24 protein-coding genes are annotated in these 24,631 nt (G+C 65.5%); 3 read left to right on the top strand and 21 right to left on the bottom strand.

Translation table 11 applies throughout. The annotated features are described in order from the left end of the window. The first annotated feature begins 43 nt into the window (after nucleotides 1-43). Nucleotides 44-559, top strand: coding sequence for a nitroreductase/quinone reductase family protein (locus tag CH289_RS13740; protein ID WP_019663268.1), 516 nt, complete (start codon nucleotides 44-46; stop codon nucleotides 557-559). A 69-nt stretch (nucleotides 560-628) separates the two neighbouring features. Here the strand turns inward: CH289_RS13740 and fgd are convergent, their stop codons facing one another. The 12 genes from fgd to CH289_RS13680 form a co-directional block, all read right to left on the bottom strand. Continuing rightward, nucleotides 629-1,642: a glucose-6-phosphate dehydrogenase (coenzyme-F420) gene (gene fgd, locus CH289_RS13735; protein WP_019663267.1), complete on the bottom strand. Its 1,014-nt coding sequence runs from the start codon at nucleotides 1,640-1,642 to the stop codon at nucleotides 629-631. A gap of 63 nt (nucleotides 1,643-1,705) precedes the next feature. Continuing rightward, the gene (locus tag CH289_RS13730; protein ID WP_019663266.1) at nucleotides 1,706-2,074 is read right to left on the bottom strand and encodes a YidH family protein; all 369 of its coding nucleotides are present in this window, start codon (nucleotides 2,072-2,074) and stop codon (nucleotides 1,706-1,708) included. Nucleotides 2,075-2,096: 22 nt separating this feature from the next. After that, nucleotides 2,097-3,116: an aldo/keto reductase gene (locus tag CH289_RS13725; RefSeq protein ID WP_019663265.1), complete on the bottom strand. Its 1,020-nt coding sequence runs from the start codon at nucleotides 3,114-3,116 to the stop codon at nucleotides 2,097-2,099. Continuing rightward, the gene (locus tag CH289_RS13720) at nucleotides 3,113-4,459 is read right to left on the bottom strand and encodes an LLM class flavin-dependent oxidoreductase (RefSeq protein ID WP_019663264.1); all 1,347 of its coding nucleotides are present in this window, start codon (nucleotides 4,457-4,459) and stop codon (nucleotides 3,113-3,115) included. Before CH289_RS13720 ends, CH289_RS13725 begins: the two co-directional genes overlap by 4 nt. A gap of 8 nt (nucleotides 4,460-4,467) precedes the next feature. Continuing rightward, a complete protein-coding gene (locus tag CH289_RS13715; RefSeq protein WP_019663263.1) occupies nucleotides 4,468-5,364 on the bottom strand; it encodes an LLM class flavin-dependent oxidoreductase in 897 nt (298 codons plus the stop codon). A 29-nt stretch (nucleotides 5,365-5,393) separates the two neighbouring features. Further along, nucleotides 5,394-5,714 carry a rhodanese-like domain-containing protein gene (locus CH289_RS13710; protein WP_019663262.1) on the bottom strand — a complete coding sequence of 107 codons (321 nt, stop codon included), beginning with the start codon at nucleotides 5,712-5,714 and terminating at the stop codon, nucleotides 5,394-5,396. Nucleotides 5,715-5,824: 110 nt separating this feature from the next. Further along, nucleotides 5,825-6,538, bottom strand: a complete 714-nt coding sequence (locus CH289_RS13705) for a GNAT family N-acetyltransferase (RefSeq protein ID WP_019663261.1) — start codon at nucleotides 6,536-6,538, stop codon at nucleotides 5,825-5,827. Continuing rightward, a complete protein-coding gene (locus CH289_RS13700) occupies nucleotides 6,535-7,065 on the bottom strand; it encodes a P-loop nucleotide/nucleoside kinase family protein (protein WP_019663260.1) in 531 nt (176 codons plus the stop codon). Before CH289_RS13700 ends, CH289_RS13705 begins: the two co-directional genes overlap by 4 nt. After that, nucleotides 7,062-8,915, bottom strand: a complete 1,854-nt coding sequence (gene cysC / locus CH289_RS13695) for an adenylyl-sulfate kinase (protein ID WP_094728059.1) — start codon at nucleotides 8,913-8,915, stop codon at nucleotides 7,062-7,064. The genes CH289_RS13700 and cysC overlap by 4 nt, the downstream gene beginning before the upstream one ends. After that, nucleotides 8,915-9,847, bottom strand: coding sequence for a sulfate adenylyltransferase subunit CysD (gene cysD, locus CH289_RS13690; protein ID WP_019663258.1), 933 nt, complete (start codon nucleotides 9,845-9,847; stop codon nucleotides 8,915-8,917). Before cysD ends, cysC begins: the two co-directional genes overlap by 1 nt. Beyond that, nucleotides 9,844-10,650 (bottom strand): trehalose 2-sulfotransferase, encoded by an 807-nt coding sequence (gene stf0 / locus CH289_RS13685; RefSeq protein WP_026347456.1) that lies wholly within the window; start codon nucleotides 10,648-10,650, stop codon nucleotides 9,844-9,846. Before stf0 ends, cysD begins: the two co-directional genes overlap by 4 nt. Nucleotides 10,651-10,732: 82 nt before the next feature. Further along, nucleotides 10,733-12,094, bottom strand: coding sequence for a sulfatase family protein (locus CH289_RS13680; RefSeq protein WP_094728058.1), 1,362 nt, complete (start codon nucleotides 12,092-12,094; stop codon nucleotides 10,733-10,735). Between the two features lie 59 nt (nucleotides 12,095-12,153). On the opposite strand from CH289_RS13680, the gene CH289_RS13675 reads away from it, so the two are divergent. Then, a complete protein-coding gene (locus CH289_RS13675) occupies nucleotides 12,154-13,011 on the top strand; it encodes a formylglycine-generating enzyme family protein (protein ID WP_019663255.1) in 858 nt (285 codons plus the stop codon). Here CH289_RS13675 and CH289_RS13670 read toward each other — a convergent pair. Beyond that, the gene (locus CH289_RS13670) at nucleotides 13,001-13,495 is read right to left on the bottom strand and encodes a GNAT family N-acetyltransferase (protein ID WP_019663254.1); all 495 of its coding nucleotides are present in this window, start codon (nucleotides 13,493-13,495) and stop codon (nucleotides 13,001-13,003) included. The genes CH289_RS13675 and CH289_RS13670 overlap by 11 nt on opposite strands. A gap of 168 nt (nucleotides 13,496-13,663) precedes the next feature. Here CH289_RS13670 and CH289_RS13665 point away from each other — a divergent pair, with 168 nt between their 5' ends. After that, the gene (locus tag CH289_RS13665; RefSeq protein ID WP_019663252.1) at nucleotides 13,664-14,143 is read left to right on the top strand and encodes a winged helix-turn-helix domain-containing protein; all 480 of its coding nucleotides are present in this window, start codon (nucleotides 13,664-13,666) and stop codon (nucleotides 14,141-14,143) included. A gap of 13 nt (nucleotides 14,144-14,156) precedes the next feature. Here CH289_RS13665 and CH289_RS13660 read toward each other — a convergent pair whose 3' ends face one another. The 8 genes from CH289_RS13660 to CH289_RS13625 form a co-directional block, all read right to left on the bottom strand. Beyond that, nucleotides 14,157-15,320, bottom strand: coding sequence for an aminotransferase-like domain-containing protein (locus CH289_RS13660; RefSeq protein WP_019663251.1), 1,164 nt, complete (start codon nucleotides 15,318-15,320; stop codon nucleotides 14,157-14,159). Nucleotides 15,321-15,449: 129 nt separating this feature from the next. Continuing rightward, nucleotides 15,450-16,769, bottom strand: coding sequence for an NtaA/DmoA family FMN-dependent monooxygenase (locus tag CH289_RS13655; protein ID WP_094728057.1), 1,320 nt, complete (start codon nucleotides 16,767-16,769; stop codon nucleotides 15,450-15,452). Further along, nucleotides 16,766-18,103, bottom strand: coding sequence for an LLM class flavin-dependent oxidoreductase (locus CH289_RS13650; protein WP_019663249.1), 1,338 nt, complete (start codon nucleotides 18,101-18,103; stop codon nucleotides 16,766-16,768). The genes CH289_RS13655 and CH289_RS13650 overlap by 4 nt, the downstream gene beginning before the upstream one ends. Nucleotides 18,104-18,175: 72 nt before the next feature. Further along, the gene (locus CH289_RS13645; RefSeq protein WP_094728056.1) at nucleotides 18,176-19,096 is read right to left on the bottom strand and encodes a LysR family transcriptional regulator; all 921 of its coding nucleotides are present in this window, start codon (nucleotides 19,094-19,096) and stop codon (nucleotides 18,176-18,178) included. A 1-nt stretch (nucleotide 19,097) separates the two neighbouring features. After that, on the bottom strand, nucleotides 19,098-20,783 hold the full coding sequence (locus CH289_RS13640; protein ID WP_094728055.1) for a dipeptide ABC transporter ATP-binding protein: 1,686 nt from the start codon (nucleotides 20,781-20,783) through the stop codon (nucleotides 19,098-19,100). Between the two features lie 2 nt (nucleotides 20,784-20,785). Beyond that, complete coding sequence (locus CH289_RS13635) at nucleotides 20,786-21,700, bottom strand: ABC transporter permease (RefSeq protein ID WP_094728054.1); 915 nt, start codon at nucleotides 21,698-21,700, stop codon at nucleotides 20,786-20,788. After that, complete coding sequence (locus CH289_RS13630) at nucleotides 21,697-22,722, bottom strand: ABC transporter permease (protein WP_094728053.1); 1,026 nt, start codon at nucleotides 22,720-22,722, stop codon at nucleotides 21,697-21,699. Before CH289_RS13630 ends, CH289_RS13635 begins: the two co-directional genes overlap by 4 nt. Before the next feature lie 7 nt (nucleotides 22,723-22,729). Beyond that, nucleotides 22,730-24,388, bottom strand: a complete 1,659-nt coding sequence (locus CH289_RS13625; protein WP_094728052.1) for an ABC transporter substrate-binding protein — start codon at nucleotides 24,386-24,388, stop codon at nucleotides 22,730-22,732. Nucleotides 24,389-24,631: the final 243 nt, after the last annotated feature.

Genomic DNA, 24,631 nt, shown 5'->3' with positions numbered 1-24,631 from the left:
TTCCGCTGTTGACAGAAGGTGACCTGCGGTAGTCAGATCGGTCATGGCCGAATCACCGTTTCCCGATGTGCGCTGGGGCAGCGAAACGAGCTTCATCCGCACACCCGCCGTCGCGTTCGCCGCGACCAAACCAGGATCGTGGGTGATCCGGAACCTCGCAGGCGTCGACCGCAGGCTGCTCGAGCGAACGAACGGCCGGTTCACGATCCTCGGTCCCATCGCCGCGCCGGTGGTGCTTCTGACGACGACCGGCCGCAAATCCGGTCGACCCAGAACGTCCCCGCTGCTGTACTACCGCGAGAGCGACAAGCTGTACGTCGTCGGCAGCAACTTCGGGCAACAGCACCACCCGGCATGGACGTCGAACCTCCTCGCCGACCCCAACGCCACCGTCGCCATCGGGGGCAAGAAGATCCCCGTCACCGCCACCCCCGTCGTCGGCGCGGAGAAAGCTCGCATCTACGCGGCGTTCAACGACATGGTCCGCGTCTACGGGGAGTACAAGAACCGCACCGACCGGGACATGCGCATGTTCGAACTGGCGGCCGTGCAGCCCTGACCACCCGCATGGACGTGCCACCGCCTACGCGTTGCGGTGGCACATCCATGCCGGCGGGGAGCGGTCGAACTAACCCAACTTGCGCAGCCGCGGCGACAGGTCGCGCTCGAAGAGTTCGAGGAAGCGCTTCTGGTCGTGTCCGGGGGCGTGGAAGACGAGGTGGTTCAGGCCCGCGTCGGTGTACTGCTTGACCTTCTCCACGGCCTCGTCGGGGTCGGAGGCGACGATCCACCGCTTGGCGACCTGCTCGATGGGCAGTTCGTCGGCTGCTTTCTCCATTTCGATCGGGTCGTCGATGGAGTGCTTCTGCTCCGGGGTCAGTGACAGTGGCGCCCAGAATCGGGTGTTCTCCAGCGCGAGGTCCGGGTCGGTGTCGTAGGAGATCTTGATTTCGATCATCTTGTCGATGTCGCCTGCGTCGCGTTCGGCTTTGCCTGCGCCCTCTTCGACGGCGGGAAGCAGCTTGTCGGTGTAGAGCTCCATGCCCTTGCCGGAAGTGCAGATGAAGCCGTCGCCTGCGCGGCCTGCGTACCGGGCGACGACGGGTCCGCCCGCGGCGATGTAGACGGGGATTCCGCCTTCGGGGACGTCGTAGATCGATGCACCCTTGGTGGTGTAGTACTCGCCGTCGAAGTCGACGCGGTCACCGAGCCACAGTTCTCGCATCAGGCGCACGGATTCGCGGAGGCGCGCGAAGCGTTCCTTGAATTCGGGCCATTCTCCGGTGAATCCGGTGGCGATTTCGTTGAGTGCTTCGCCGGTGCCGACGCCGAGCATGATGCGCCCCGGGTACAGGCAGCCCATCGTGGCGAATGCCTGGGCGATGACGGAGGGGTTGTAGCGGAAGGTCGGGGTGAGGACCGAGGTGCCGAGCTGGATGGTCTTGGTTCGTTCACCGACGGCCGTCATCCATGCCAACGAGAACGGTGCGTGTCCGCCTTCGTGCCGCCAGGGCTGGAAGTGGTCGCTGACCGTCGCCGAGTCCATGCCGTGCTGCTCGGCGAGAACACCGAGTTCGACGAGCTCGCGCGGTCCGAACTGCTCCGCCGACGCCTTGTATCCCAGTTTCAAAGCCTGTGCCACGCGCTGCTCCCTTGTCGAATGTCACTAATCCTTCGATTGTGCACTCCCGACGGAAACTGTGGGCTAGTGGATCCCCAGCACCGTGACAATTCCGGCCAATACGGCAACTGCACCGATTCCGACGGCGAACATCCAGAGGTCTTTGGCGTCGGGCATCGGCGCTCCGGCTTCGAGTGCCCGACGGACCTGCAACCAGCGTCGCAATCCGACGACGGCAGCCGACGCCGCCATGCCGATCAGGACCAGTCCGAGCGTCGTGCGAACCCATCCGGTACTGAAATCGGGAACGAGGTGGACGATGGCGATGCCGCCCGCGAGCAAACCGAGCGACGTGCGCATCCACGCCAGGAAGGTGCGTTCGCTGGCCAGGGTGAATCGTTCGTCCGGGCGGGCGGTCGGTCCAACAGGCGGCTCGTCGGTCACACTCCACATGATGCACCATCGGCTGGAACCGCTATTTCTTCGGGCGCAGCACCGTTCCGTGCACTCCGTGCTCGTCGATGGCGGCGAGCTCGGCGTCGTCCAGATCGGCGAAAGTGGTTGCTGCCAGGTTGTGTTCGAGTTGAGCGGTCGAGCTCGCACCGACGAGCGCAGTGGTGACCTCCGGACGGCGAAGAACCCACTGCAACGCCAGCTGAGGTAACGACTGACCACGTGCCTGCGCGATCTTGTTCAGCGCCGCGGCTCGCTCGACGTAGACGTCGGAGATGTCGTCGGCGTTCAGGAAAGCACTGTCGGCGGCGCGTGAATCCGCGGGCACGGTGCCCTGCAGGTACTTGTCGGTGAGCAGTCCCTGTGCCAGCGGCGAGTAGGCGACCACACCGGTGCCGTCCTGAGCTGCAGTGTCCAGGTGACCGCTCCGTTCGACGGTCCGATCGAAGATGGAGTACCTGGATTGGTGCACGAGCAGAGGTGTGCCCAGCTTCTGCGCGATGATCGCCGCGTCGTGAGCGCGCTCGGCGGTGTAGTTGGAGATGCCGATGTAGTGCGCTTTGCCCTGCGCCACGATGGAGGCCAAGGCTCCGATGGTCTCTTCCAGAGGTGTGTCGAGATCCGGGCTGTGCGAGTAGAAGATGTCGACGTGATCGACTCCCAGGTCACGCAGGGTGATGTCGATGGAATCGAGCAGGGTCTTCCGTCCGCCACCGCCCAGGTACGGGCTCGCGCCGATGGGGTTGCCTGCCTTCGATGCGATGACGATCTCGTCGCGGTACCGCCCGAGATCGCTGCCGAGTACGCGACCGAACACCTTCTCCGCGGCACGGAACGGCGGACCGTAGCGGTTGGCGAGATCGAAATGCGTGATGCCCAGATCGAATGCGCGGAGGATGATCTCGCGCTGAGTCTCGAAGTGTCGGTTGTCGCCGAAGTTCTGCCACAGACCGAGGGAGAACTCGGGAAGCTTCAATCCGCTTCTGCCGCTGCGGCGGAACTGCGCGTTGTCGTAACGGTTCTCTGCTGCTGAGTAGGTCATGATGCTTTCCGGTCCGATGCGGCGTGCTCGTCGTCCAGACCGAGGTGGCCACGCAGTGTGGTGGATGTGTATTCCGTGCGGTGGACCCCACGTTCCTGAAGGGCAGGAACGAGTTTGTCGACGAGGTCGTCGATACCGTCGCGCAGGTGATAGGGATTGATGTTGAATCCGTCGACGACGCGGTGGCGCACCAGCTCGGTCCAGCGGTCGGCAACCTGGGCCGGCGTACCCGAGTGGAAACGCGACGCGGGCGACACTTCGAGAACGAGCTCTCTGATGGACAACCCCTTGTCCGACGCCAGCTTTCGCCACCGCTCGATCTGATCCAACTTTCCGGTGCGCGCGTCGATCGACAGCGTGCCCCTGGATGGATCGAGCTCGGAGTCCACCGGATCGATGTCCGGGAGCGGACCCTCCGGGTCGTACGCCGACAGGTCCTTGCCCCAGTAGTGTTCCAGGAACGCGATGGCGCGAACACCGTTGTGCGCGTTGGATCGCAGCCAGCGGACCTTCTCCTCGGCCTCGTCGGGCGTGTCCCCGAGGACGACGGTCACGCCGGGCAGAATCTTCACGGCATCCGCCGCCCGCCCGAACGCCGCGGTCCTGGTGCGGAGATCGCGTGCGTAGGCGACGGCGTCGTCGTAGGCGTTGTTGGCCGAGAACACGACGTCGGCGTGACGCGCAGCGAGATCGCGGCCGCCCGTCGAGTCGCCGGCCTGGAACAGTATCGGTCGACCTTGCGCGCTGGCTGGGACGTTCGGCGTCGCGTGCGCTGTCAGAAGGTCGGTGTCCGAGCCGATCTTCTCACCGGCCCAGTACTGCTTGGCGAGTTCGACGACCTGTGTTGCGCGCTCGTATCGACGTTCGTGGGCGAGCCACCCGCCACGCCGGAAGTTCTCACCGGTCCAGGCATTGTCGGTGGTGACGATGTTCCAGCCTGCGCGCCCCTCGGAGAGCGCGTCGAGGCTCGCGAGGCGCCGAGCAAGTTCGACCGGCAGGCTGTACGTGGTGTTCTGCGTTGCGACGAGCCCGATGCGCTCGGTGACGCTCGCGAGTGCCGCGAGTTGGGTGATGGCGTCGGGCCGGCCCGCGATGTCGGTGGACAGGATGGCGCCGCGGTTCTCGCGAACGCGCTGGCCGTCACCGAGGAAGAAGGCGTCGAACAGTCCGCGTTCGAGCTTCTGCGCGACCTCGACGAACGTGTCCGTGGCGACCTGGTCGGGGGCGTTCGGGTCCTCCCACACGGTCTGGGCACCGATGCCGGGGTAGAAGACTCCGAGGTGGATCTGCGCGTTCTCGTCGTAGGCGGCACCGGTGTCGGGATGGCTGTCGATGGTCGACAAGAGTTCTCCTAGTTCTGTGCCGTCACGGCGTAGCGGCTGACGGGACGGTCGAGTCCGAGGTTCTCTCGGAGTGTGCGGCCCGGTTCCGGGCGGCGCAGTACCCCTGCCTCGGCCAGTGCGGGCGCGACCCTGTCGATCAGGTCACCGAGCTCCTCGGCGGATGCCGGCGTGAACCGCACTCCGTCGACGACACCGACGAGTGGCGAAACATCGTCCGTCACGGACACATCCGCGAACACCAGCCGGTCGTGCTCGGCGGCCGAGGTCGGATCGTCGACGAGGACGATGTCGAGCAGATCGGCGATACCGAGGTCCGCGCGACCGATGACGACGATCTGACCCTGCGGCGAGCGCGGAGTGATGAGTGGTCCGACGACGTCGAAGAACTCTCCTTCGAATCGAACGTGGTGAACCTTGTCCGGGTCGAGGTACCTGCCGGTCGCGGTGTCGCGGATGACAGCGTCGTCCTCCCACGAATCCCACAGTCGCCGTGCGAGATCGACGACGTCGCGTACTTCCCGCGTGATCGCGTCGGCGTCGCGCACGTCGGTCCCCACTGCATCGTGGGCTGCGCTGCGATTGTCGGCGCCGACGACCCAGGCACCGCGTCCGTGCGAGGTGTGATCGAGGCTCGCCAGCTGGGTGGCGAGGAAGAACGGCTCGGTGGTGAGCGTGTGGACCGTCGGCCCCAGTCCGATCGTCGACGTCGTGGACGAGACGAACGCGGCACGAGTGCCTGCGTCGATGCGGTATTCCTCGTCGGCTTCGGGAACGAGCGCATCCCCGAACGTCACGAGGGTGAACCCGGCGCGTTCGGCGGCCGTCACCGCTTCCTTCAGTGCCCTGGGCGATTCGTTGCGGCCGTCCAGTTCGACAGCCAGAAGTAGTCCGTTTCCTGTGCTCACTGCGTGTGCACCCTTCTCTGCTGATGGACTCAGTCGACCGTGGGGACGCCGTGCTCTTTCAGTGCAGGAAACCCACCGTCCACGTGCGAGACGTTGGTGTAGCCGAGCCCCTTCAGTTCGTCGACGACCGGGCCCGAGCCCTTGACGGATCCGCAGAACACGACGATCGGCTCGTCGCGATCACGGTCGGCGGCGCCGAACTCGGCCTCGACGGCAGCCTTGTCGACGACGACGGCTCCGGCGACGGTGCCGAACTCGATTCGCGACTTCTCACTTCGGACGTCGATCAATGTCGCGGTGGCGGAAGCTGCCTCGGCGGGAGAGATCAGTGATGCGTCGTTCGAGCTCATGGTCCTTCTTTCACGAAAAGGTGGCGTTACTTGCCTGAATCAACCAACCATCTTTCCCCACGGACCGGGTAGGAAAAAGGATTGGGATCAGCCTGAGTCGAATGGACACCTCAGGCCGGAGTGCGTACCAACGTCAGTTCCGAACGCTGGCGCAGCTCGAATCCGATGGACAGGTACAACCGAATGGCGTTCTCGTTCGACGCCGACGCGTGAAGGAACGGCTTCTCGCCGCGTTCCCGGATACCGTGCCCGACGGCACGCACGAGTTCGGTGGCCAGGCCACGACCGCGGTAGGCCGGATCGGTGCACACCGCGCTGATCTCGGTCCACCCCTGCGGGTGCATCCGCTCCCCCGCCATCGCGACCAGCGCACCCCCGGCGTCGGCGTCGCGGATCCCGAGGTAGGTTCCGAGCTCGAACGTCCTTGGCAGGAACGGTCCCGGCTTGGTGCGGTCGACGAGATCCAGCATCTCCGGAACGTCGGGTGCGCCGAGTACGACGGCATCCGCGTACGGCCGGGTCTCGAGATGAGTCCCGACGAGCTGGACGAGGCCGAACTGGTCGATCAGCTCCCAGCCGTCGGGAATCACGTGCCCGGTGCCGCGCAGCGACACGATCTCACCGTGTCCGAACAGTTCGACGATGTCGTTCCAATCGGACTGCTCGAGTACGGGCGGGTGGCCGAGAAACGGCGCGACCTCCGGGTCGAAGCGAAAACTGCGGCCCACCGTGCGCGCGAACCTGGCGTGCGCCCCCAGCAGTGAACTGCGAATCGGATCGTCGAGCGGGTGACCCGCCTGCTCGTCGAGGAAGTTGATGCTCACCGTGTGCCTTTCGAGAACTCTCTGGCCGGATTCACATCGATCCAACGCAGCACCTGCTCCACCGATTCCTCCACCGACTGGCCTGCGGTGTCGAGGACGTGATGCGGGGATGTCCACGGCTCGTAGTCGCGGTCCTGGATGTCGGCCCACGTCGGCACCGCCAGCCCAGGAATGCCGACGTCGCGCGTCCGAACGCGTCGGCGATGCTCGTCGACGTCGGAGCAGGCCACCTCGATCAGGACGATCTCGGCTCCGGTTTCCGACGCCACCTTCCGCCATGCGTCGCGCGACGCGGCCACCGGCGACACGCTGTCGACCATAACGGGCACCCCCACGGCGAGCTGATCGGCCGCCAGCGCGTACAGCACCGAGTACCCCACCGTCCCCGGGACGATTCCCGCGGTGGTGATGCGGTGCTCGATCGTGTCGAGTCGCAGGTACGGCCACTGAAGACGGGACGCGACTTCCCGCGCCACCGTCGTCTTCCCGGTGGCCGGAAGTCCGGCGAGGACGACGAGTGTGCTCACCCCCGGTCGAGCACGGCCAGGACCTGGGCCACGAGGTCGTCGATGTCGGCGCCGGTGGTGTCGATGGTCAGGTCGGGCGACGACGGCGGCTCGTAGGGCGCGTCGATGCCGGTGAGTCCCTTGAGTTCGCCGGCGCGGGCACGCTTGTACAGACCCTTGGGGTCGCGGCGCTCGCATTCTTCGAGCGGCGTGCTGACGGCGACCTCGACGAAGGTGAGTCCTGCAGCGTCGTTGAGGGCGCGCGCGATGGCACGGTCGGATTCGAGAGGCGAGACGAGGGATGCGATGGCCACGACGCCTGCGTCGGCGAGCAGCCTCGTCAGATGCCCGACGCGTCGGATGTTCTCGGCTCGGTCGCCCGGGGTGAATCCGAGGTCGTCGGACAGTCCGTGCCGGACGTTGTCGCCGTCGAGAAGATATGCAGCGCGGCCCGATTCGACGAGCGCGCGCTCCAGTGCGACGGCGACGGTCGATTTGCCCGACGCCGGCAACCCGGTGAACCACACCGTCGCTCCGTGTTGACCGGTGGACGACCATCGGTGGGCGCGGTCGAGAGCCGACGGGTGCCATTTGATGTCGTTGCGGGTCTGTTCGCCGGGTTTGACCTCGCGGGCCTCGAAGATCGTGCCTGCGCCGACGGTGTCGTTCGACGTCTCGTCGATGAGGATGAAGGCACCGGCGTCGCGGTTGTCCGTGTACGGGTCGGCGAGGATCACCGAGGACGTTCGCAGTGTCACGGTGCCGATGTCGTTGAGCGTCAGTTCGACCGGTTGATCCTGCTCGTCGAGAGTTTCTGGATCGAGCCGGGAGTGCAGTGCCTGCACGGTCGCACGCACGGTCGACGCCGTGTGCTTGAGCGCGACGCGATCACCGGCGCGCAGCGGGGTGTCGCCGAACCAGCAGACGGTTGCCTCGATCTCGCGGGCGAGGACCGGAACGTGTGCGGCCTCGGCGCCGCTGACGACGACGTCGCCGCGACCGATGTCGATGTCGTCGGCGAGGGAGATGGACACCGAAAGCGGTGCCACCGCGGTGGAGCGGTTGTCGTCGAGTGTGTCGAGCGCGGTGACGGTACTGCGCGCTCCGGACGGCAGTGCCACCACGGCGTCACCGACCTGCAGCGTTCCGGCGGACAGGCGACCGGTGTAGCGTCGCCGCTCGTTCGCCGTGGGTCGCGACGCCCATTGGATGGGAAGGCGCAGTTCCTCCGGACGTGTTGCAGGAGCGACGAGTTCGACGGATTGGAGGTACTCGAGCAAGGTGGGGCCGGTGTACCACGGGGTGTTGGTCGATCGGTGGACGACGTTGTCGCCGTCCTTGGCCGCGAGTGGGATCACCGTCAGATCGGTGGCGCCGAGACGGCCGGCGAGCGTGTGCAGCTCGGCTTCGACGTCGCGGAACTTGTCTTCCGCATAGTCGATCAGATCGATCTTGTTGACGGCGGCGACCAGGTGCCGGACGCCGAGCAGCGACGAGATCCGTGCGTGCCGTCTGGTCTGCCGCAGTACGCCTGCCCGGGCGTCGACGAGGAGAACGGCGACGTGAGCGGTCGATGCGCCGGTGAACATGTTGCGGGTGTACCGCTCGTGACCCGGTGTGTCGGCGAGGATGTAGCTGCGGTTCTCGGTGGAGAAGAACCGGTAGGCGACGTCGATGGTGATGCCTTGTTCCTGTTCGGCGCGCAATCCGTCGGACAGGGCCGCGAGGTCGGGGACACCGTCGTCGCGCGTCACTGCTTCGAGGTGATCGAGGGGCAGGCTGTCGGTGTCGAACATGAGCCGTCCGATGAGCGTGCTCTTGCCGTCGTCGACCGAGCCCGCGGTTGCCAGTCGCAGTAGTTGCCGTGTCATCAGAAGTACCCCTCGCGCTTGCGATCTTCCATCGCGGCCACCGAAGTCCGGTCGTCGGCGCGCGTCTCTCCCCGTTCGGATACCGTCGCGGCCGAGATCTCCCCGATCACTCCGGCGATGTCGGTTGCATGGCTGCGGACGGCGCCGGTGATGGTGAGATCGCCGACCGTGCGGTATCGAACCCATTCCGTCGCAGCCTGTTCGGTCTCGGCCGGAGATGTGAATTCCGATGTGGCGAGAAGAATTCCGTCTCGGGCGAACACCTCGCGCTCGTGCGCGAAGTAGATCGACGGGAGCTCGAGGCCTTCGAGTTCGATGTACCGCCAGATGTCGAGTTCGGTCCAGTTGCTGAGCGGGAACACGCGCACCTGCTCGCCGCGTCTGATTCGGCCGTTGTACAGCGACCACGGCTCGGGCCGCTGCGCACGAGGATCCCACTGCCCGAATGCATCTCGGAAACTCAGTACGCGCTCTTTGGCACGTGCCCGTTCCTCGTCGCGTCGCGCACCGCCGAAGGCAGCATCGAACCGGCCCGCCTCGAGGGCGTCGAGCAGCGTTCTGGTCTGCAGTCGGTTCCGCGAGCCGTTGGGGCCACCGATCTCGCTCGCACGCCCGGAGTCGATGGATTCCTGCACGGAGGCGACGATCAGTCTGTGTCCCGCCGTTTCGAGCCTGCGATCACGGAACTCGATGACCTCGGGGAAGTTGTGCCCGGTGTCCACGTGCATCACCGGGAACGGAAGCGGTGACGGACGAAACGCTTTCTCCGCCAAACGAAGGAGAACGATCGAGTCCTTGCCCGCGGAGAAGAGGAGAACGGGACGTTCGAGTTCGGCCACCACCTCGCGGATGATGTGCACGGCCTCGGCTTCGAGAACGCGGAGCTCGTCCACGTGAGTGACGTCGGGGGTCACCTCGTCGGTGGTCGTCATACTGAAATCCTTTCTGCGCGGTAACGCTCGATCCAGTCGTTCGACCTGTCGTTGCCCTGCCGCTGCAGGGCGGGCGGCGGCGCCAACTCCGGATCGAGCCCCAAGGCGACGAGCACCCTGGCGACCTGTCCGGTCGTGTCCGATGCCAGCTCGTGATAGTCGATGTCGAGCGGTTCGACACCGGCCTCGCCGAACCATCGCGCCCACTGCCGCTCCTGATCCTCCAGAATGGCGTGGAGATGAGCTATGCCGTCGGCGTTGTACTCGGCGCGAGCGTCCACCTCCGGGTCGGCACGGCCGCGCCACACCTGGGTCTGCACGGCGCGCCACATCGACACCGCCTGCGCCACAGTGTCTTTTCGCGCGACATGCACCAGCAGAACGTCCGGGCCCAGTACGTCCTCTATGGCGGTCTTCAGGTCGCCGGCGTCCGGATCGTCGGCCTGCCGGCCTGCCAATCCGTCGGCCCATGCGGTGAGCAGCGGCGTCTGGTTCCACATGAGCTTGCCACCCCACACCCCGTTCGGGGTGCGCCCGGCATCGAGGATTCGGGCGCGCCACTCCTGCGGCGTCTCCGTGGACGGTGTTCCGGGCTTCCACGGCGCGAGCAATCTCAGGATGTTCTCGTCGTCGACGCCGGCGAACCACTCACGCGGCTGAGGCGCCAGCGACGTGCTCGGGAGGTACTGGAAGAACTCCTGTGGCTCGCCAGCCTGCCCGGTTACACGAAGCGATTCGACGAGCAGGGTGCTTCCGCTTCGCTGTGACGCGAGGACGAGGTACGAACGCGGCTGATCGCTCATGCCGGGAATACTAGACACACGCGAAACACTTTGCACAACAGGATTTTCGATCCTGTTGCGTCAAACCATTGCCAAACCGAACTCAGTGTGCAGCGGGACCGTCCTGCGTACCCTCCGCTATCCCGCGCTCGGACGACAGCGGAGACCGCGACGGCAGTTTCAGGCCTTTCGTGACGAGGTAGTCGTGGGTGTAGCGGTCGGAAATGCGCGACCCGACGAAGTCCGACGGAATCACGTCACGCGTGGATTCACGCCACGTGTGCAACCTCAGAGCCAGGTCCTCGGCAATGGCACGGTACTCCGAATCCTCGTGCAGATTCACTGTCTCGCCCGGGTCGCTGCGCAGATCGTAGAGCTCGTTGCGTGCACGCGGTGAGCGCACCGATTCGGCCACGGCCTGGCCCGACGGGCTCTCCTCGATGTCCCACGGCAGGTCGAGTACGGGACGTTCGGCGTAGTTCTCGATGTAGCTGAAATCCTTCGTCCGCACGGCGCGGATGGGGTCGAAGGAATCGTGGTAGGTCTTCGAGGTGAACACCTCGTCGCGCACCGGCGCGCGGCCCGACGCGAGGTTGTCTGCGTGCGAGAGCCCTTCCACCTCGTCGGGCACGGGTGCACCCAGGAGGTCGAGCAGGGTGGGCACTAGGTCGACGCCGCTGAAGAGCTCGTCGTAGACCCGGGGCGCCAGACCGCGATCGGTCGGTGGTCTGACGATCAACGCAATCCCCGTCCCTGCCTCGTACAAGGTCGACTTCGCTCGGGGAAACGCCGGACCGTGGTCGGTCATGAACACGACCCACGTCGAACGGTCGAGCCCGGTCTCGGCGAGGGTGTCGAGCAGCTCGCCCACGGCAGCGTCGGCGACGGTGATCGATCCGTGGAACTCGGCGAGGTCCTCGCGGACCTCCGGTGTGTCCGGCAGGTAGTCGGGAAGCTCCACGGCATCGGCGTCGTCCGGGGTGTACCGCTCGGCGGGGTACGGACGGTGCGTCTCGAAGAATCCCGCGGTCAGGAAGAACGGCTCGGTGCGATCCTCGCGCAACCAGGCGTCGGCCTTCTCCACGACGTACTCGCAGTACGAGTTGGAGACGTCGTAGGAATCGAAACCCAGCCGGGACGGAAACGAGGACTCGTGTTGCATGCCGAACAGGGCCGTCTGCCAACCGGATTCACCGAGCAGCGCGGGCAAGGTCTGCACACCGGGGCGGTACTCCCACCCGTGGTGAGCCAATCCGACCAACCCGTTGCTGTGCGGATAGCGGCCGGTGAAGAGCGACCCTCGCGACGGTGAGCACAACGGCGCCGTCGCGTGCGCGTGCGTGAAGAGAAAGCCCTCCGCGGCAAGTGCGTCGACCCGCGGGCTCAATACCGATCGGTGCCCGTATGCGCCGAGATGCCGCCCCAGATCGTGCCAGTGGATCAGCAGGACGTTCTCTTTCGTCATTCCTATTGCCTAGCACATGTCCGGCCCTCGCTCAGGGGGACAGGTGGCAGCATGGGGGTATGAGCGGTGGATGCTGTGCGCCCGATCGCGACGAGTCCAGTGGGCGTCGGGACCTTCCCGAGCGCGGCGCCGAGCCGGGCGTGCTGATCGAGGTGCCGGGTGGGACGTTCCTGATGGGATCGGAGGATCCCCTGGCGTATCCGGCCGATCTGGAGGGGCCGGTCCGCCGCGTCGAAGTCGAGGCGTTCTCGATCGCGCCGACGACGGTCACCGTTGCCGAGTTCGATGCGTTCGTCGCCGCGACCGGATACGTCACCGACGCCGAACAGTTCGGTGATTCCCTCGTCTTCGCCGGATCGCTCCCCGCCGAGGACTCGTCGCCCGCGGTCACCGCGACGCCGTGGTTCCGCGTCGTCTCGGGGGCGTCGTGGCGGCGGCCGTCGGGCCCGGCGTCGTCGATCAGCCCGGTGGCCGATCACCCCGTCACCCACGTGTCCCGGCGTGACGCCGACGCGTACTGCGCATGGGCCGGGTCGTCGTTGCCCAGCGAGGAGCAATGGGAGTACGCGGCGCGCGGCGGGTTGGAGCAGCAACCGTTCCCCTGGGGGGCGGACGAATCGCTCGACCGGATGAACACGTGGCGCGGTGAGTTCCCCGGCGAGCACGTCGACACGGTGTTCACTGCACCCGTCCGGTCGTTCGAGCCGAACGGCTACGGCCTCTACAACACCACCGGCAACGTCTGGGAATGGACCACCGGGACGTTCGACGCCGCCCGCCGCGACATCCGGGCCGTCATCCGCGGCGGGTCGCACCTGTGCCACGCCAGTTACTGCCGGCGATACCGCACCTCGGCCCGTTCGGGCGTCACGGAGGACACCTCCAGCAGCCACATCGGGTTCAGGCTCAGTCGGTGAAGACTTTCTCGAAGGTGTTCGAGAACGGCATGGCCTCGTAGGGCGGGAAGATCGGGATGCGCGTGTAGCCGCTCTTCTCGTACAGGCGCACGGCGTCGGGCTGGCGGTCGCCGGTCTGCAGGATCAGCCGCGGCAGTCCGAGTTCGCGGGCCGCGTCCTCCGACGCGGTGAGCAACGCCGTGGACACCCCGGTTCCGCGGTGGTCCGGGTGGACGAACATGCGCTTGAGTTCCAGGTCACCGGCGTTCCATCGGACCGCTGCGTGCCCGACGGGTGTTTCTCCCGCGTAGACGACGATGGTGCGGTGCACAGTGTCCGGGTCGACGGCGTTCGCCTGCGTGCGGGCCATGTCCGCGGCCCGGTCGGCGTACCGCGGCCCGACTTCCGCGGCCATCGCCGCCCGCAAGGCTTCGGCATCGGCGTGGTCCCACGGGACCTCCTCCGTCCGCAGGGCCACTGTCACCAGGTCGTTCTCGACATTCACGCCGAAAAGTCCATCACCGCGGGCCGGCGCACGTCAACGGTTTCGATCACGCAGATCCTCTCGTTTTCGATCAACTCGAGCGAATATCTTCCCAAGTGCGCGTCGACGAGATTCCATGGACCGACGTCGGGACTCACCCGTCGCGCCGAAGATTTCGGGGGGGAGAGAATGACTGTCGAAGACACCGTGGTGCTGCACATCTCCGACACGGGTACGCCCTCCCTGGAGGGCCTGTCCAGGGCGCAACTGCACGCGCTCGCGGATGCGCTGCGCCGAACCACCGAAACGTTCGCCCCGAACGCACGCATCCTGACGAGATTCGACGTGCGGTTCAACGACCGCAACTCGCCACTGGTGATCGATCTGCCTGCGCGTGACGTCGTCGTCGGCGGACAGAGTGTGTCGTTCAGTCACACCGAGTTCGAGATCTTCTCCCACCTCGTGCGCAACCCGCGGGTCGTCGTCGGACGTGACGAGCTGACCCGCAGCGGCGGCGGTCGCAGCGTGGACGTACATCTGTCGAGAGTGCGCACCAAATTGGGATCGTTCGGTCGGCTCGTGACCACGGTGCGCGGCACCGGATACCGATTCGATCCGGAGCCGGGCGTGCGCGTGGTGACCGAACCGGTATCCCTCCGCAGTGCGTGAACACGGGTGAGTGTCAGCGTCCGAAGGCGGCCGCGAATCGCCTGGCTCCCTCGACCAGATCATCGGCGCTTCGGTTGCTGAAGCCCAGACGCGCGTTGTGCAGATATCCGGTCGGTCCCGACGGGTCGAAGTAGCGGCCGAGCGGGAAGTCGACTCCGCCGGCGCGGGCACGCGACTGGAGGTCGGCGAGATCGACCGAGGCGTCGAGCACCCGCAACCACAGGAAGATTCCGCCTTCCGGCGACGTGATGTGGAGCTGTCCTGGCAGTTCGCGCTCGAGTGCGTCGACGAGAACGGCCGATCGTGTTCGGTACAGATCACGTGCAGTGTCCACGATCCGATCGAATTCACCGTCGGTGTTCAGCAGCCGGGCGACGGCGGTCTGCGTGACGAGTGACGTGTGCTGATCCTGTGTGCTGCGAATACGTGACAGCGCGGGAATCAGCGCCTGCGGTGCTGCGATCCAACCCAGCCGCAACCCCGGACCGAGAGTTTTCGAGAAGGTGTTGGCACGGACCACGTTGTCGCTCGACAGGTCGAAGTCGTCGACGGCTTCACCCTCGAATCGCAGTTCCTTGTACGGATTGTCGGACACGACGAGAAAGCCGTACTGCTCCGCCAGTTCCGTCAGACGCGTCCTCGCCGACGCCGACAGCGTGCTACCCGTCGGGTTCTGAAAGTCGGGAATCACGTAGAAGAGCTTGGGCCGAACCCCTGCTCGAAGGTGTTCCTCCAACACGTCGAGATCCAGACCACCCTCGGATGTGGGCACGGGCAGGAACCGCGCGCCGAAATAACTGGCCTCGCGCAGCGCGAGCGGAAACGTCGGGCTTTCGACGGCGACGATGTCGCCGGGTTCGAGGACAGCGTCGAAGATCAGGTTCAGTGCGTGCAGCGCTCCGTTGGTGACCAGCACTCGACTCGCATCGACGCCTTCCCGTCGGCCGATCCACGTGCGCAACGGCTCGATACCGGGCAGCACCGAGTACTGCAGCGCGCTCGGGTCTTTCAGTGCGGCTGCGAAGGCGTCGGCGAGTTCCTCGGTCGGCAGGGCTTCGTCGGCGGGCACTCCTCCGAGCAGTCGAATGGTGTCGGCCGCCAACCCCGTTGCCGGAGGCCCGAACCCACCGGCGAGCAGGCGGTCGGCGCCTCGGGCGGACAGCAGGGCCTGAGTCATGGATGTTCCCTTTCGATGTTTCCTGGGGCGACTGTGTTCCTGGGATGACTGTGTTCCTGGTTGCACTCGAGTCGGCTCGGCAGGGCACATCCGGCCCCGGTGAAGCGGTCTGTGTGCAATCAGGAACATTCATGAAGGTCGAGCGAACCTGTTGGCGGGTTCGACGAGGCCGAGGTTGCCGCGCAGGGTGGATGCCGCGTATTCCCGACGGAACAGTTGTCGGTTCTGCAGGATGGGAACGACCCGGTCCACGAAGTCGGCGAGCGAGGACGGCAGCACGGCGGGAATGATGGTGAACCCGTCGACGGTACCGCTACGCGACCAGGCTTCGATGTGGTCGGCGACGGATTCCGGTGTTCCGGTGACCACTCTGTGGCCGCCGAGGAATCGAGTCAGAAGTTCGCGTACCGTTGCGCCGGTCTCTGCTGCGTGGCCGGCGAGCGTCGTGAAGAATCCTTGTGGTCCCACTCGGGTGGCGGGGAGTTCGAGATGGTTTGGAGCGAGCGGTGAATCGAGGTCCAACTCTGCCGGGTCGACGCCGAGCCACCGGGCGAAAGAAGTGAACGGATCGCTGTCGGGATGCAGCCGCGACTGCAGCCGATCGAAAGCGGCGCGTGCCTCGGCTTCGGTCGATCCGATGATGGGAACGAGTCCGGGGAGGATTTTGATGTCTGCTCGGCGTCGCCGTGCGCGCACCGCACTGTCCTCGACCGCCGCAGCGAACCGTGCTGCACCGTCCAGCGAGTACTGCGTCGCATAGATCACCTCGGCGTGGCGCGCCGCGAATTCGATTCCCTGGGGCGAAGAGCCAGCTTGAACCAGCACAGGCCTGCCCTGGGGGGAACGCGTGACGTTCAGCGGTCCGTGTACGGAATAGAACTCACCGGAATGCTCGAGTGCGTGTACACGATCGGGGTCGGCGAACCGTGCGTTCTCCTGATCTCCGACGAGCGCACCGTCTTCCCAGCTGTCCCACAGCCCGAGAGTCACGTCGACGAATTCGGTGGCGCGGCGATACCGCTCGTCTCGGTCGGGCAGTTCCCGGATCCCGAAGTTCCGCCCTGCCCGCGGCTCGAAAGTCGTCACTGCGTTCCAGCCGGCCCTGCCGTTGCTGATGTGATCGAGAGAGAGGATTCGTCGCGCCAGGTTGTACGGCCGGTTCAGTGTCGTCGACGCAGTGGGGATCAACCCGATGTTCGACGTCGATACTGCGATCGCGCTGGTCAGCAACGTCGGATCCAGCGTGGCGGTCGGTCCGATCGATATCCCGGGTTGCTGGACCGGGATATCGGGGAACAGCAATCCGTCGAGCAGTCCGCGTTCCGCGACCCGGGCTGCGTTGACGTAGTGATCGAGGTCTACGAAATCGGCGGGCGACGCCGAGTCCTCGCGCCACGCCGCCGGGTGGTACCCGGCTCCGCCGATGTTGACGAGAAAATGAACGCTCACGATGCCACCCGCGCCCCACCGCGCGCGAAGGGCGGCACCCTGAGACCCAGATTCTCGCGCAACGTGCTGCCGGTGTACTCCGTCCGAAAGCGACCTCTCCGTCGCAGTTCCGGAACGACGTGGTCTGCAAAATCGTCGAATCCGCTCGGCAGCACGTCGGGCATCAAGTTGAAACCGTCCGCGACTCCTGCGTCGACCCACTCGATGATGTCATCGGCGATCTGTTCGGGTGTGCCCGTCACGATCCGGTGGCCCGCGCCTCCGCCGAGCCGTTTCAGCAGCGCGCGAACCGTCAGGTTCTCGCGTTGGGCGAGGCCGAGGGCGATGCGGTAGAACGTCTGCGAGCCGCCTGCTTCGTCGGGGTCCTTCAGCAGGTCCCACGGCAGGTGACCGTCGAGGTCGAGGGAGTCGGCCGGAACACCCAATTGCCCGGCCAGTCGCCCGAGGGCATAGGCGGGCGGCACCAGTTCGTCCAGGAGTTCGCGTCGTTCCTGTGCTTCCTTCTCGGTGCTGCCGACGACGGTGGACAGTCCAGGCAGAATCACCACCTGGCCGGGGTCGCGTCCGAGGCCTGCCGCCCGACGTTTGACGTCCTGGTAGTACTCGCGCGCTTCTGGGATGGTCTGCGACGCCGTGAAGATCACCTCGCCTACCCTCGCAGCCAGTTCCCGTCCGTCCTTCGACGCTCCTGCCTGCACGAGGACGGGCTCACCCTGGGGTGAGCGTGGAACGTTGAGCGCACCCTCGACCTGGAAGTACGTGCCGTCGTAGTGGGCGTCGCGAATCTTGGAGGTGTCGACGAATCGGTGCGTGTCGCGATCGCCGACGAGAGCGTCCTCGGCCCAACTGTTCCACAATGTCCGTACGACGTCGACGAACTCTGCTGCCCTGCGGTATCTCTCACCGTGCTCGGGCTCGTCTGCACAACCGAAATTGCGGGCTGCGGCGGCACCGGCCGTGGTGACGACGTTGAATCCCGACCGGCCTCCGCTCAATCGGTCGAGGGTGGCGAGCCTGCGCGCGACATCGTACGGGTCGTTGTAGGACGAGGACAGGGTTCCGATCAGACCGATGTGCGACGTCGACGCCGCGACGGCAGCGAGCACGACCGTTGGTTCGAGGCTGTTGAAGGTGCGGTAGCGCACGTCCTCCGCCAGGACCGGACCGTCGGCGAGAAAGACGGCATCGAGGGTGGCGGCTTCGGCCTTCTTCGCGATCCCGACGTAGTGGTCCAGCCCGAAGGCGGTGAACGGGTCGGTCCCGGGGAATCTCCAACTCCCCCCGAACACACCGGAGTTCAGGATGTTGACATTGAGGTGAATCCGTCGCGTCATTGCGATGCGCCTCTCGTTGTTCTCTTCCGCATGTCGCTGATCATGTTCGGGCCTTCCGTTCGTTCGACAGAGTCAGGACGCCAGTTCGACCGGGCGAACGCGCCGATGGAACGCGCGTACGGCCTCGGCGACCGCCGGCCTTTCGATCGAGGCCTGTCGGTACGTCACGCCGAGCCGTCGGGCACCGTCGATGATCGGCTCAGTGACACCGGGGTGCGATACGAGGTGCCTGAGTTCGTCGGGCACGGACATCTGCGGCACGATGGTCACACCGAATCCGTGCCCGACCATTACAGCCATCATCGCGAAACTGTTGCTGCGGTGCTGGATTCGCGGAGTGAACCCTGCTTGCCGGCAGCTGAACACCACCGACTGCACGGACGGCGCACCGTCGGCTGCTGCGATCCAGTCTGCTTCGGCGAGCGCCGCGAGACCCATCTCCGAAATTCGCTCGTGCCACGCGGTAGGCGCCAGCACGACGAGTGGGTCGTCGAACAGGTAGTCCGTCGTCATGCCCGTGGGCAGGTCGGTGGCCCCGAACGAGTAGGTGTACGTGATCGCCAGATCCACTTCTTGATTGCGCACCGCGGGAACGGAATCGAGCGGCATCGACTCGACCAACCGGATGCGCAGTCCCGGGTGCGCGCTCTCCAGGCCCGCGGCCACCGGCAGCGCGAGCTGCGCCATCGCGGTCTGGAAGCATGCGACGGTCAGGACACCCGTGATGACGTCGCCGGTCGCCGCCACCGCACTCTCGGCTTCTTCCAGTGCAGCGAGAACACGTGCCGTGTGATCCACCAGTACCCTGCCTGCACCGGTGAGCCGCAGCTTCCTACCGTCGCGCCGCGTCAGGACGGCACCGACTTCGTCTTCGAGAGTACGAAGCTGTTGCGACACAGCCGAGGTGGTGATGCCGTGCAGCTCGGCGACGGCGGACATCGTCGCGTACTCCGCGAGATCTCGCAGCAGAATCAGTCTCTTGACGTCGTACACCTCAGACCGCCGCTGCGGTGCCCGGCACCGCGTCGAGCAGGGTAGCGGTGTACTCCGACGACGGGTTCGAGAACACGTCGTCGACGGACCCGCTCTCGACGACAGCACCTGCTCGCATCACGGTGACGTCGTCGGCGACGAGCCGGACGACGGACAGGTCGTGGGTGATGAAGAGGTAGGAGAGACCGAACTCCTCTCGCAGATCCACGAGCAGCTGCAGAATCTGCGCTTGCACGGACACGTCGAGCGCCGAGACTGCCTCGTCGAGCACGAGCAGGCGTGGATCGGCTGCCAACGCCCGCGCGATCGCGACGCGTTGCCGCTGTCCCCCGGACAGTTCGGACGCTCTCCGGTCGAGGAAACTCCCGTCGAGAGCAACCGCATCGAGCAGTTCGAGTGCACGCGATACACGGTCGACGCGTTTCTTCACGGTCCCGAACGCGATCAGCGGCTCGGTCACCGTCTGCTCGACGGTGAACTTCGGGTCCAGCGAGGAGAACGGGTTCTGGTACACGAGCTGGATTTCTCGACGGTACGGCCGGAGAGCGCGATGACGCAGTCCGCTGAGTACGCCGTCGACGTTGCGCCCGTGGTACTCGACGGTTCCGCGATCGGGTGCGGTGAGACCGACAGCGATACGTGCCAGCGTCGACTTTCCGGCCCCCGATTCACCGACGATCGCGTGCGTCGTGCCGCGGCGCACTCCAAGCGACACGTCGGCGACGGCGGTGAACGCGGGTGCCCCCCGGCCCGCAGAGAACGTCTTCGTCACTCCAGCGATCTCGAGAATCTCGGAAGTCCCATCGGTTGTCCGCACTGCGGCGCGTGACGACGAGAGCCTGCCCGTCTGAAAGGCGGGAGCAGCGGCGAACAGGCGCCGTGTGTACGGGTCGGCAGGTGCGGACAACACCGATTTCGTCGCACCGAGTTCGACGATCACTCCGTCCTTCATGACGACGACGCGGTCGGCTCGATCCGCGGCCACGCCGAGATCATGCGTCACGAGCAGGATCCCGAGGCCGAGGGTGTCGCGTAGGTGGGCCAGGTGGTCGAGGATCACTTTCTGGACAGTGACGTCGAGGGCCGACGTGGGTTCGTCGGCGATGAGTAGTTCCGGGTCACTGGCGAGCGCGACTGCTATGAGCACTCGCTGCTTCATGCCGCCGGACAGTTCGTGCGGGTACTGCCCGTACACCCGTTCGGCGTCGGACAGACCGGCCAGTCGAAGCTTGTCGAGTACGAGGTTCTTCGCCGCTGTGGTCTCGATTGTGCGATGCAAGCGAATCGCCTCCGACACCTGCACACCGACGCGCTTGACCGGATTGAGGGAGGTACCCGGGTCCTGCGGTACGAATCCGACGAACGGGCCCCGCAGCCGCGAGAGCTTTCGATCGCGCCATCCGGTGGTGTCGAGGCCACCGAACGACACGCGCCCCGACTCGATGCGCGCACCCAGCGGCAACAGCCGAAGCGCCGCGTGGATCGTCGTACTCTTCCCGGATCCGGATTCACCGACTAATGCGAGGAATTCGCCACGTCGAACGGTGAGGCCCAGTCCGCGGACCGCATGCTTGGTTCGACGTCCGACATAGCTGACGTGCAGATCCTCGATTTCCAACAGCGGTGCAGCGCGGTCGTACTCCAGTGTGCTGACGGTTTCCGTGTGCTCTGCTCGGTTGCGCGGCATGCTCATACTCCCGACGACTTGCTGATGCGGTTGGTGGACAGAACCACCGCCGCGATGACGATGCCGGGGAAGAGGGCGATCCACGGGTAGGTGGCCAGGTAGTCACGTCCTTCGGAGACGGCGAGTCCCCATTCCGGTCGAGGCGGCGGCGCGCCGTACCCGAGAAAGCCGAGCGCGGCCACAGCAAGGATGGCCGATCCGCATTCGAGCGCGGCGAGGGAGAAGACAGCGGCCCGAGAGTTCGGCAGCACATGACGAAACACGACACGCACGAATCCGGCCCCGGAACCGTATGCGGCTTCGACGTATTCGCTGCGCGCGACCTTGAGTACCTCGGAACGCATGACGCGGGCGAACGCCGCGATCGCCGTGATTCCCACCGCGAAAGCAACTTCGAGGGTTCCGTATCCGAGTGCAGTGACCACGGTCATCGCGAGGAGCAGGCCGGGAATCGCCAGGAGGACATCGACACACCGCATGACGGCTGCGTCGATGCGGCCGCCGACGAATCCGCTGAGCAGTCCGATGAGCGACCCGACGATCAGTCCGACGAGCACTGCGAGCAGCGTCGCGGACAGCGTCGTTGCGGTGCCGTGTACCACGCGGGCGAACAGGTCACGGCCCAATCGGTCGGCACCGAAAGGATGCTCCAAGCTCGGGGGCGCGAAGCTCGCGTCGACATCGCCGTCGTACGGGCTCGTGGAAGTGAAGACGCTGGGAACGAACGCCCAGGCGACGACGGTGACTACGACGAGCCAGGACAACGCCAACCCGGGAGCCCGGTACAGATACCGCCAGAGCCGACGAGGGACACCCCGGACGTCCTCACGTGGTTCCGGTGGCGGCGCGGCTGCTGCTGGTGCGGACTCCCCGCTGGGGTCGGCTTTCTGGAGGGACACGATCTCCACCGTGGTCATTGCGATACCTCCAGTCGGTCCTGTTGTGGCAATACGCTTGTCGACTTGTCGACTTTCGAGTCGTTGTTTCCGGAGGCCGGGGCGATACCGGCTCGGTCCTTCAACCTCGGATCGAGCAGCGGGTAGATGATGTCGACGACGAAGTTCACGACGACGAACACGAGCGCTGCGAACACGACGATCGCCTGGACGAGCGGAACGTCCTGCGTCCGCACCGCGCTCTCCGCGAGCCTGCCCAGTCCGGACCGCGAGAAGATGGTCTCGACGATGACCGCCCCCGCGAGCAGATTGCCGACGACTACCCCCGCGATGGTGAGGGCCGGCAGCGACGCGTTCTTGAGGACCTCGCGGGTGAGCAGCCAGAATCGCGTGCCACCTTTTGCCGCCGAGACAGTCACGTAGGGGGCTCTCAGTCCGAGGGTGATGTTCTCGAGCAGCAGCTGCGCGATCGGCGCCGACACCGGGATGGCCAGTGTGACGGCGGGCAGGATCAGCGACGCCGCACCGGAGTTGCCCATCGGAGGGAACCACCGCAGCTGGAACGAGAAGATCTGCAGTAACACCAGGCCTACCAGGAACACCGGCACCGACACGCCAGCCGCCGGTAGTACCGAAATTGCATTCGCCAGCCAACGGTGCCGGGTGTACGACGCCGTGAGAGCAACCGCGAACGCGATCACCACGGCGATCGCCAGCGCAGCCGCCGACAGGACGACAGTCTGTGGCAAGACGCTCAGCACCATCGACCACGCTTCCTCTCCGGTGCGCACGGACTGTCCGAAATCACCCTGAGCTGCGGCGAACAGGCGGTCGAAGTACTGCACGAGGAGAGAATCGTTCAGGCCGAGCGACTCACGTACCGCATCCTGTTGTTCGACCGAGATAGATGCCGTGTCGGTGGGGTCGAACATGACGTCGACCGTGTCGTAAGGAAGCACCCACAGGAGCACGAACGTGACTGAGTACGCCGCCCAGATCACGAAGACCGATTGAGCGAGCTTGGTCGAGACGTATCGGGTCATCGCCGCCTCACTGTCCGCTCAGCCAGGTGTCGTAGAAGACGTTGCGCGACTGCGCCTCGTAATTCACCCCGTGAACGTCGGGGTTGACGGCAGTGACCTGAGCCGGGTTGTAGACCGGCACGCTCAGCACGTACTTGTTCAGCAGGAAGTCCTGCGCGGTCGCGGCGGCGTCGGCCCGCTGCTGCGGATCGAGGGTGGCACTGACGGCGGCCAGGGTGTCGATGGACTCCTGGTAGATCGGGTCGTCCTTCTGGATCCGAGCACCGTTGGAGTAGAGCGGCGAGTACAGCTGCTCGAGTACCGAGACATCACCGCGAGAAGTGTTGGCCGCCGTGATGTTCCAGGTGTTCTGCTGCTTGGTCGCCGCCGTGTAGTCCGGAATCGGAAGGACGTTCAGTTCCAGGTCGATGCCGACGTCTTTCAGATTCTGCTGGATGAGCTCGTAGGCGGGCTTGTTGATCACCAGATTGTTGATGCCCAGCAACTTGACGGTCAGCTTCTTGCCGTCCTTCTCCCGCACACCGTCGGCGCCTTCCTTCCAGCCCGCGTCCTCGAGGATCTGCTCGGCCTTCTCCTGGTCCTCGGCGAGATCCGCACTGAAGTCCTTCCAGCCGGGAACACGTTCGGACAACACGGAACTCGACACCGTGTAGCTGTCGGTCAGTACGGTCTTCTCGAGTGCGTCGCGGCTCCACCCGAGCTTGATCGCTTCGCGTACCGCTTGCTCGTTGGTCGGGAACTGATCGATCTTGAAGTCGAAGGCGATGTCTCGTCCGGGGATCAGCTGCGGCACGATGCGGTATCCGGCGGCAGTGAGCGGTGTTTCGTCCGTCGAGTTGACGTCGAGGATGGCGTCGACGTCACCCGACTGGAGAGCTCCGGTCCGAACGCTGGCTTCCGGGATGACGTCGATCTCGACGGAGTCGAGGTATGCGTCACCGTTGTGTCCGCGGCTCGCCGGCGCCCAGTTGTATCCCTCCCGCTTGGTCAGCACCGTCTTCTGCTGGTAAACGTGCTCGGTCACCGTGAATGGGCCGGTGGTCACGATGTTCTGAGGCAGAGCACGATCGGCTTTGTTCAGTTGCAGCGTGGAGTGGCCGACGATTCCGGAGAAGTAATGCGAAAGCGCTTGCAGGAATCCTGCGCTCGGACGGTCGAACGTCACCCTGGCCGTGTGCGGATCGATCACCTCGGTGCTCTCGTACCCCACCCAATACGCCGTCACCGCTGGAATGTTCAGCGCTTCGTTGCCTCTGCCCAGGATGTCGAAGTTCTCCTGAACGGATGTCGCGTCGAATGCGGAACCGTCGTTGAACGTGACGTCGTTGCGGAGATGGAAGGTGAACTGCGTCAAGTCGTCGTTGATCTCCCACGATGTCGCCAACCACGGCTCGATTTCGCCGGTCTCCGGGTTCTGGTAGGTCAGCTTGTCCGCGGTGTTGCTGGTGATCAGCGACTCGGGATACGAGCCACCCGAGTGCGGATCGAGGTTCGCCGGTGCATCGAGCACCGCGAACTTCAACGTTCCACCGGACACCGGTGGACCGGCACTGTCGTCGGAGGCTGGATCTGCAACGGTCGATGCTGCACACCCCGCGAGTGCAACCGACGTCGCAGCCACCACGGCCATCAGAATTCCGGACAAGGACAAGCGCCGAAGCGTCATTGCGGAGATACTCCTCGAGAAGGACAAAAGGGACAGCACCGGCGCTCGATGCGCCGACGTGCGAATGAAAGGCGGTGCAGATTCACAGAACTCGAGATCGCCGACAAAGGGGCCGACAAAGGGTTCGGACGGTGTTCACGGTCCTTCCTTCCAGTCGGTGTGTCGAATAACGGCAGTCGCGCTTCACGATTCGTTCAGAAAAACTGAGGGGAACTCGTCCGGTCTTCGCATTTCACTTCATGC

This window comes from Rhodococcus sp. RS1C4, from assembly GCF_002258225.1.
Classification (GTDB): Bacteria; Actinomycetota; Actinomycetes; order Mycobacteriales; family Mycobacteriaceae; genus Rhodococcoides; species Rhodococcoides fascians_E.
The sequence above is the reverse complement of the archived record's forward strand: the minus strand, read 5'-3'. Positions and strand labels throughout refer to the sequence as shown.

Coding starts and splice junctions, on each gene's coding strand:
- CH289_RS13740 (WP_019663268.1), top strand. CDS start 44: ATGGCCGAATCACCGTTTCCCGATGTGCGCTGGGGCAGCGAAACGAGC.
- CH289_RS13730 (WP_019663266.1), bottom strand. CDS start 2,074: ATGTGGAGTGTGACCGACGAGCCGCCTGTTGGACCGACCGCCCGCCCG.
- CH289_RS13725 (WP_019663265.1), bottom strand. CDS start 3,116: ATGACCTACTCAGCAGCAGAGAACCGTTACGACAACGCGCAGTTCCGC.
- CH289_RS13710 (WP_019663262.1), bottom strand. CDS start 5,714: ATGAGCTCGAACGACGCATCACTGATCTCTCCCGCCGAGGCAGCTTCC.
- cysC (WP_094728059.1), bottom strand. CDS start 8,915: ATGACACGGCAACTACTGCGACTGGCAACCGCGGGCTCGGTCGACGAC.
- cysD (WP_019663258.1), bottom strand. CDS start 9,847: ATGACGACCACCGACGAGGTGACCCCCGACGTCACTCACGTGGACGAG.
- stf0 (WP_026347456.1), bottom strand. CDS start 10,650: ATGAGCGATCAGCCGCGTTCGTACCTCGTCCTCGCGTCACAGCGAAGC.
- CH289_RS13680 (WP_094728058.1), bottom strand. CDS start 12,094: ATGACGAAAGAGAACGTCCTGCTGATCCACTGGCACGATCTGGGGCGG.
- CH289_RS13675 (WP_019663255.1), top strand. CDS start 12,154: ATGAGCGGTGGATGCTGTGCGCCCGATCGCGACGAGTCCAGTGGGCGT.
- CH289_RS13665 (WP_019663252.1), top strand. CDS start 13,664: ATGACTGTCGAAGACACCGTGGTGCTGCACATCTCCGACACGGGTACG.
- CH289_RS13660 (WP_019663251.1), bottom strand. CDS start 15,320: ATGACTCAGGCCCTGCTGTCCGCCCGAGGCGCCGACCGCCTGCTCGCC.
- CH289_RS13650 (WP_019663249.1), bottom strand. CDS start 18,103: ATGACGCGACGGATTCACCTCAATGTCAACATCCTGAACTCCGGTGTG.
- CH289_RS13640 (WP_094728055.1), bottom strand. CDS start 20,783: ATGCCGCGCAACCGAGCAGAGCACACGGAAACCGTCAGCACACTGGAG.
- CH289_RS13635 (WP_094728054.1), bottom strand. CDS start 21,700: ATGACCACGGTGGAGATCGTGTCCCTCCAGAAAGCCGACCCCAGCGGG.
- CH289_RS13630 (WP_094728053.1), bottom strand. CDS start 22,722: ATGACCCGATACGTCTCGACCAAGCTCGCTCAATCGGTCTTCGTGATC.
- CH289_RS13625 (WP_094728052.1), bottom strand. CDS start 24,388: ATGACGCTTCGGCGCTTGTCCTTGTCCGGAATTCTGATGGCCGTGGTG.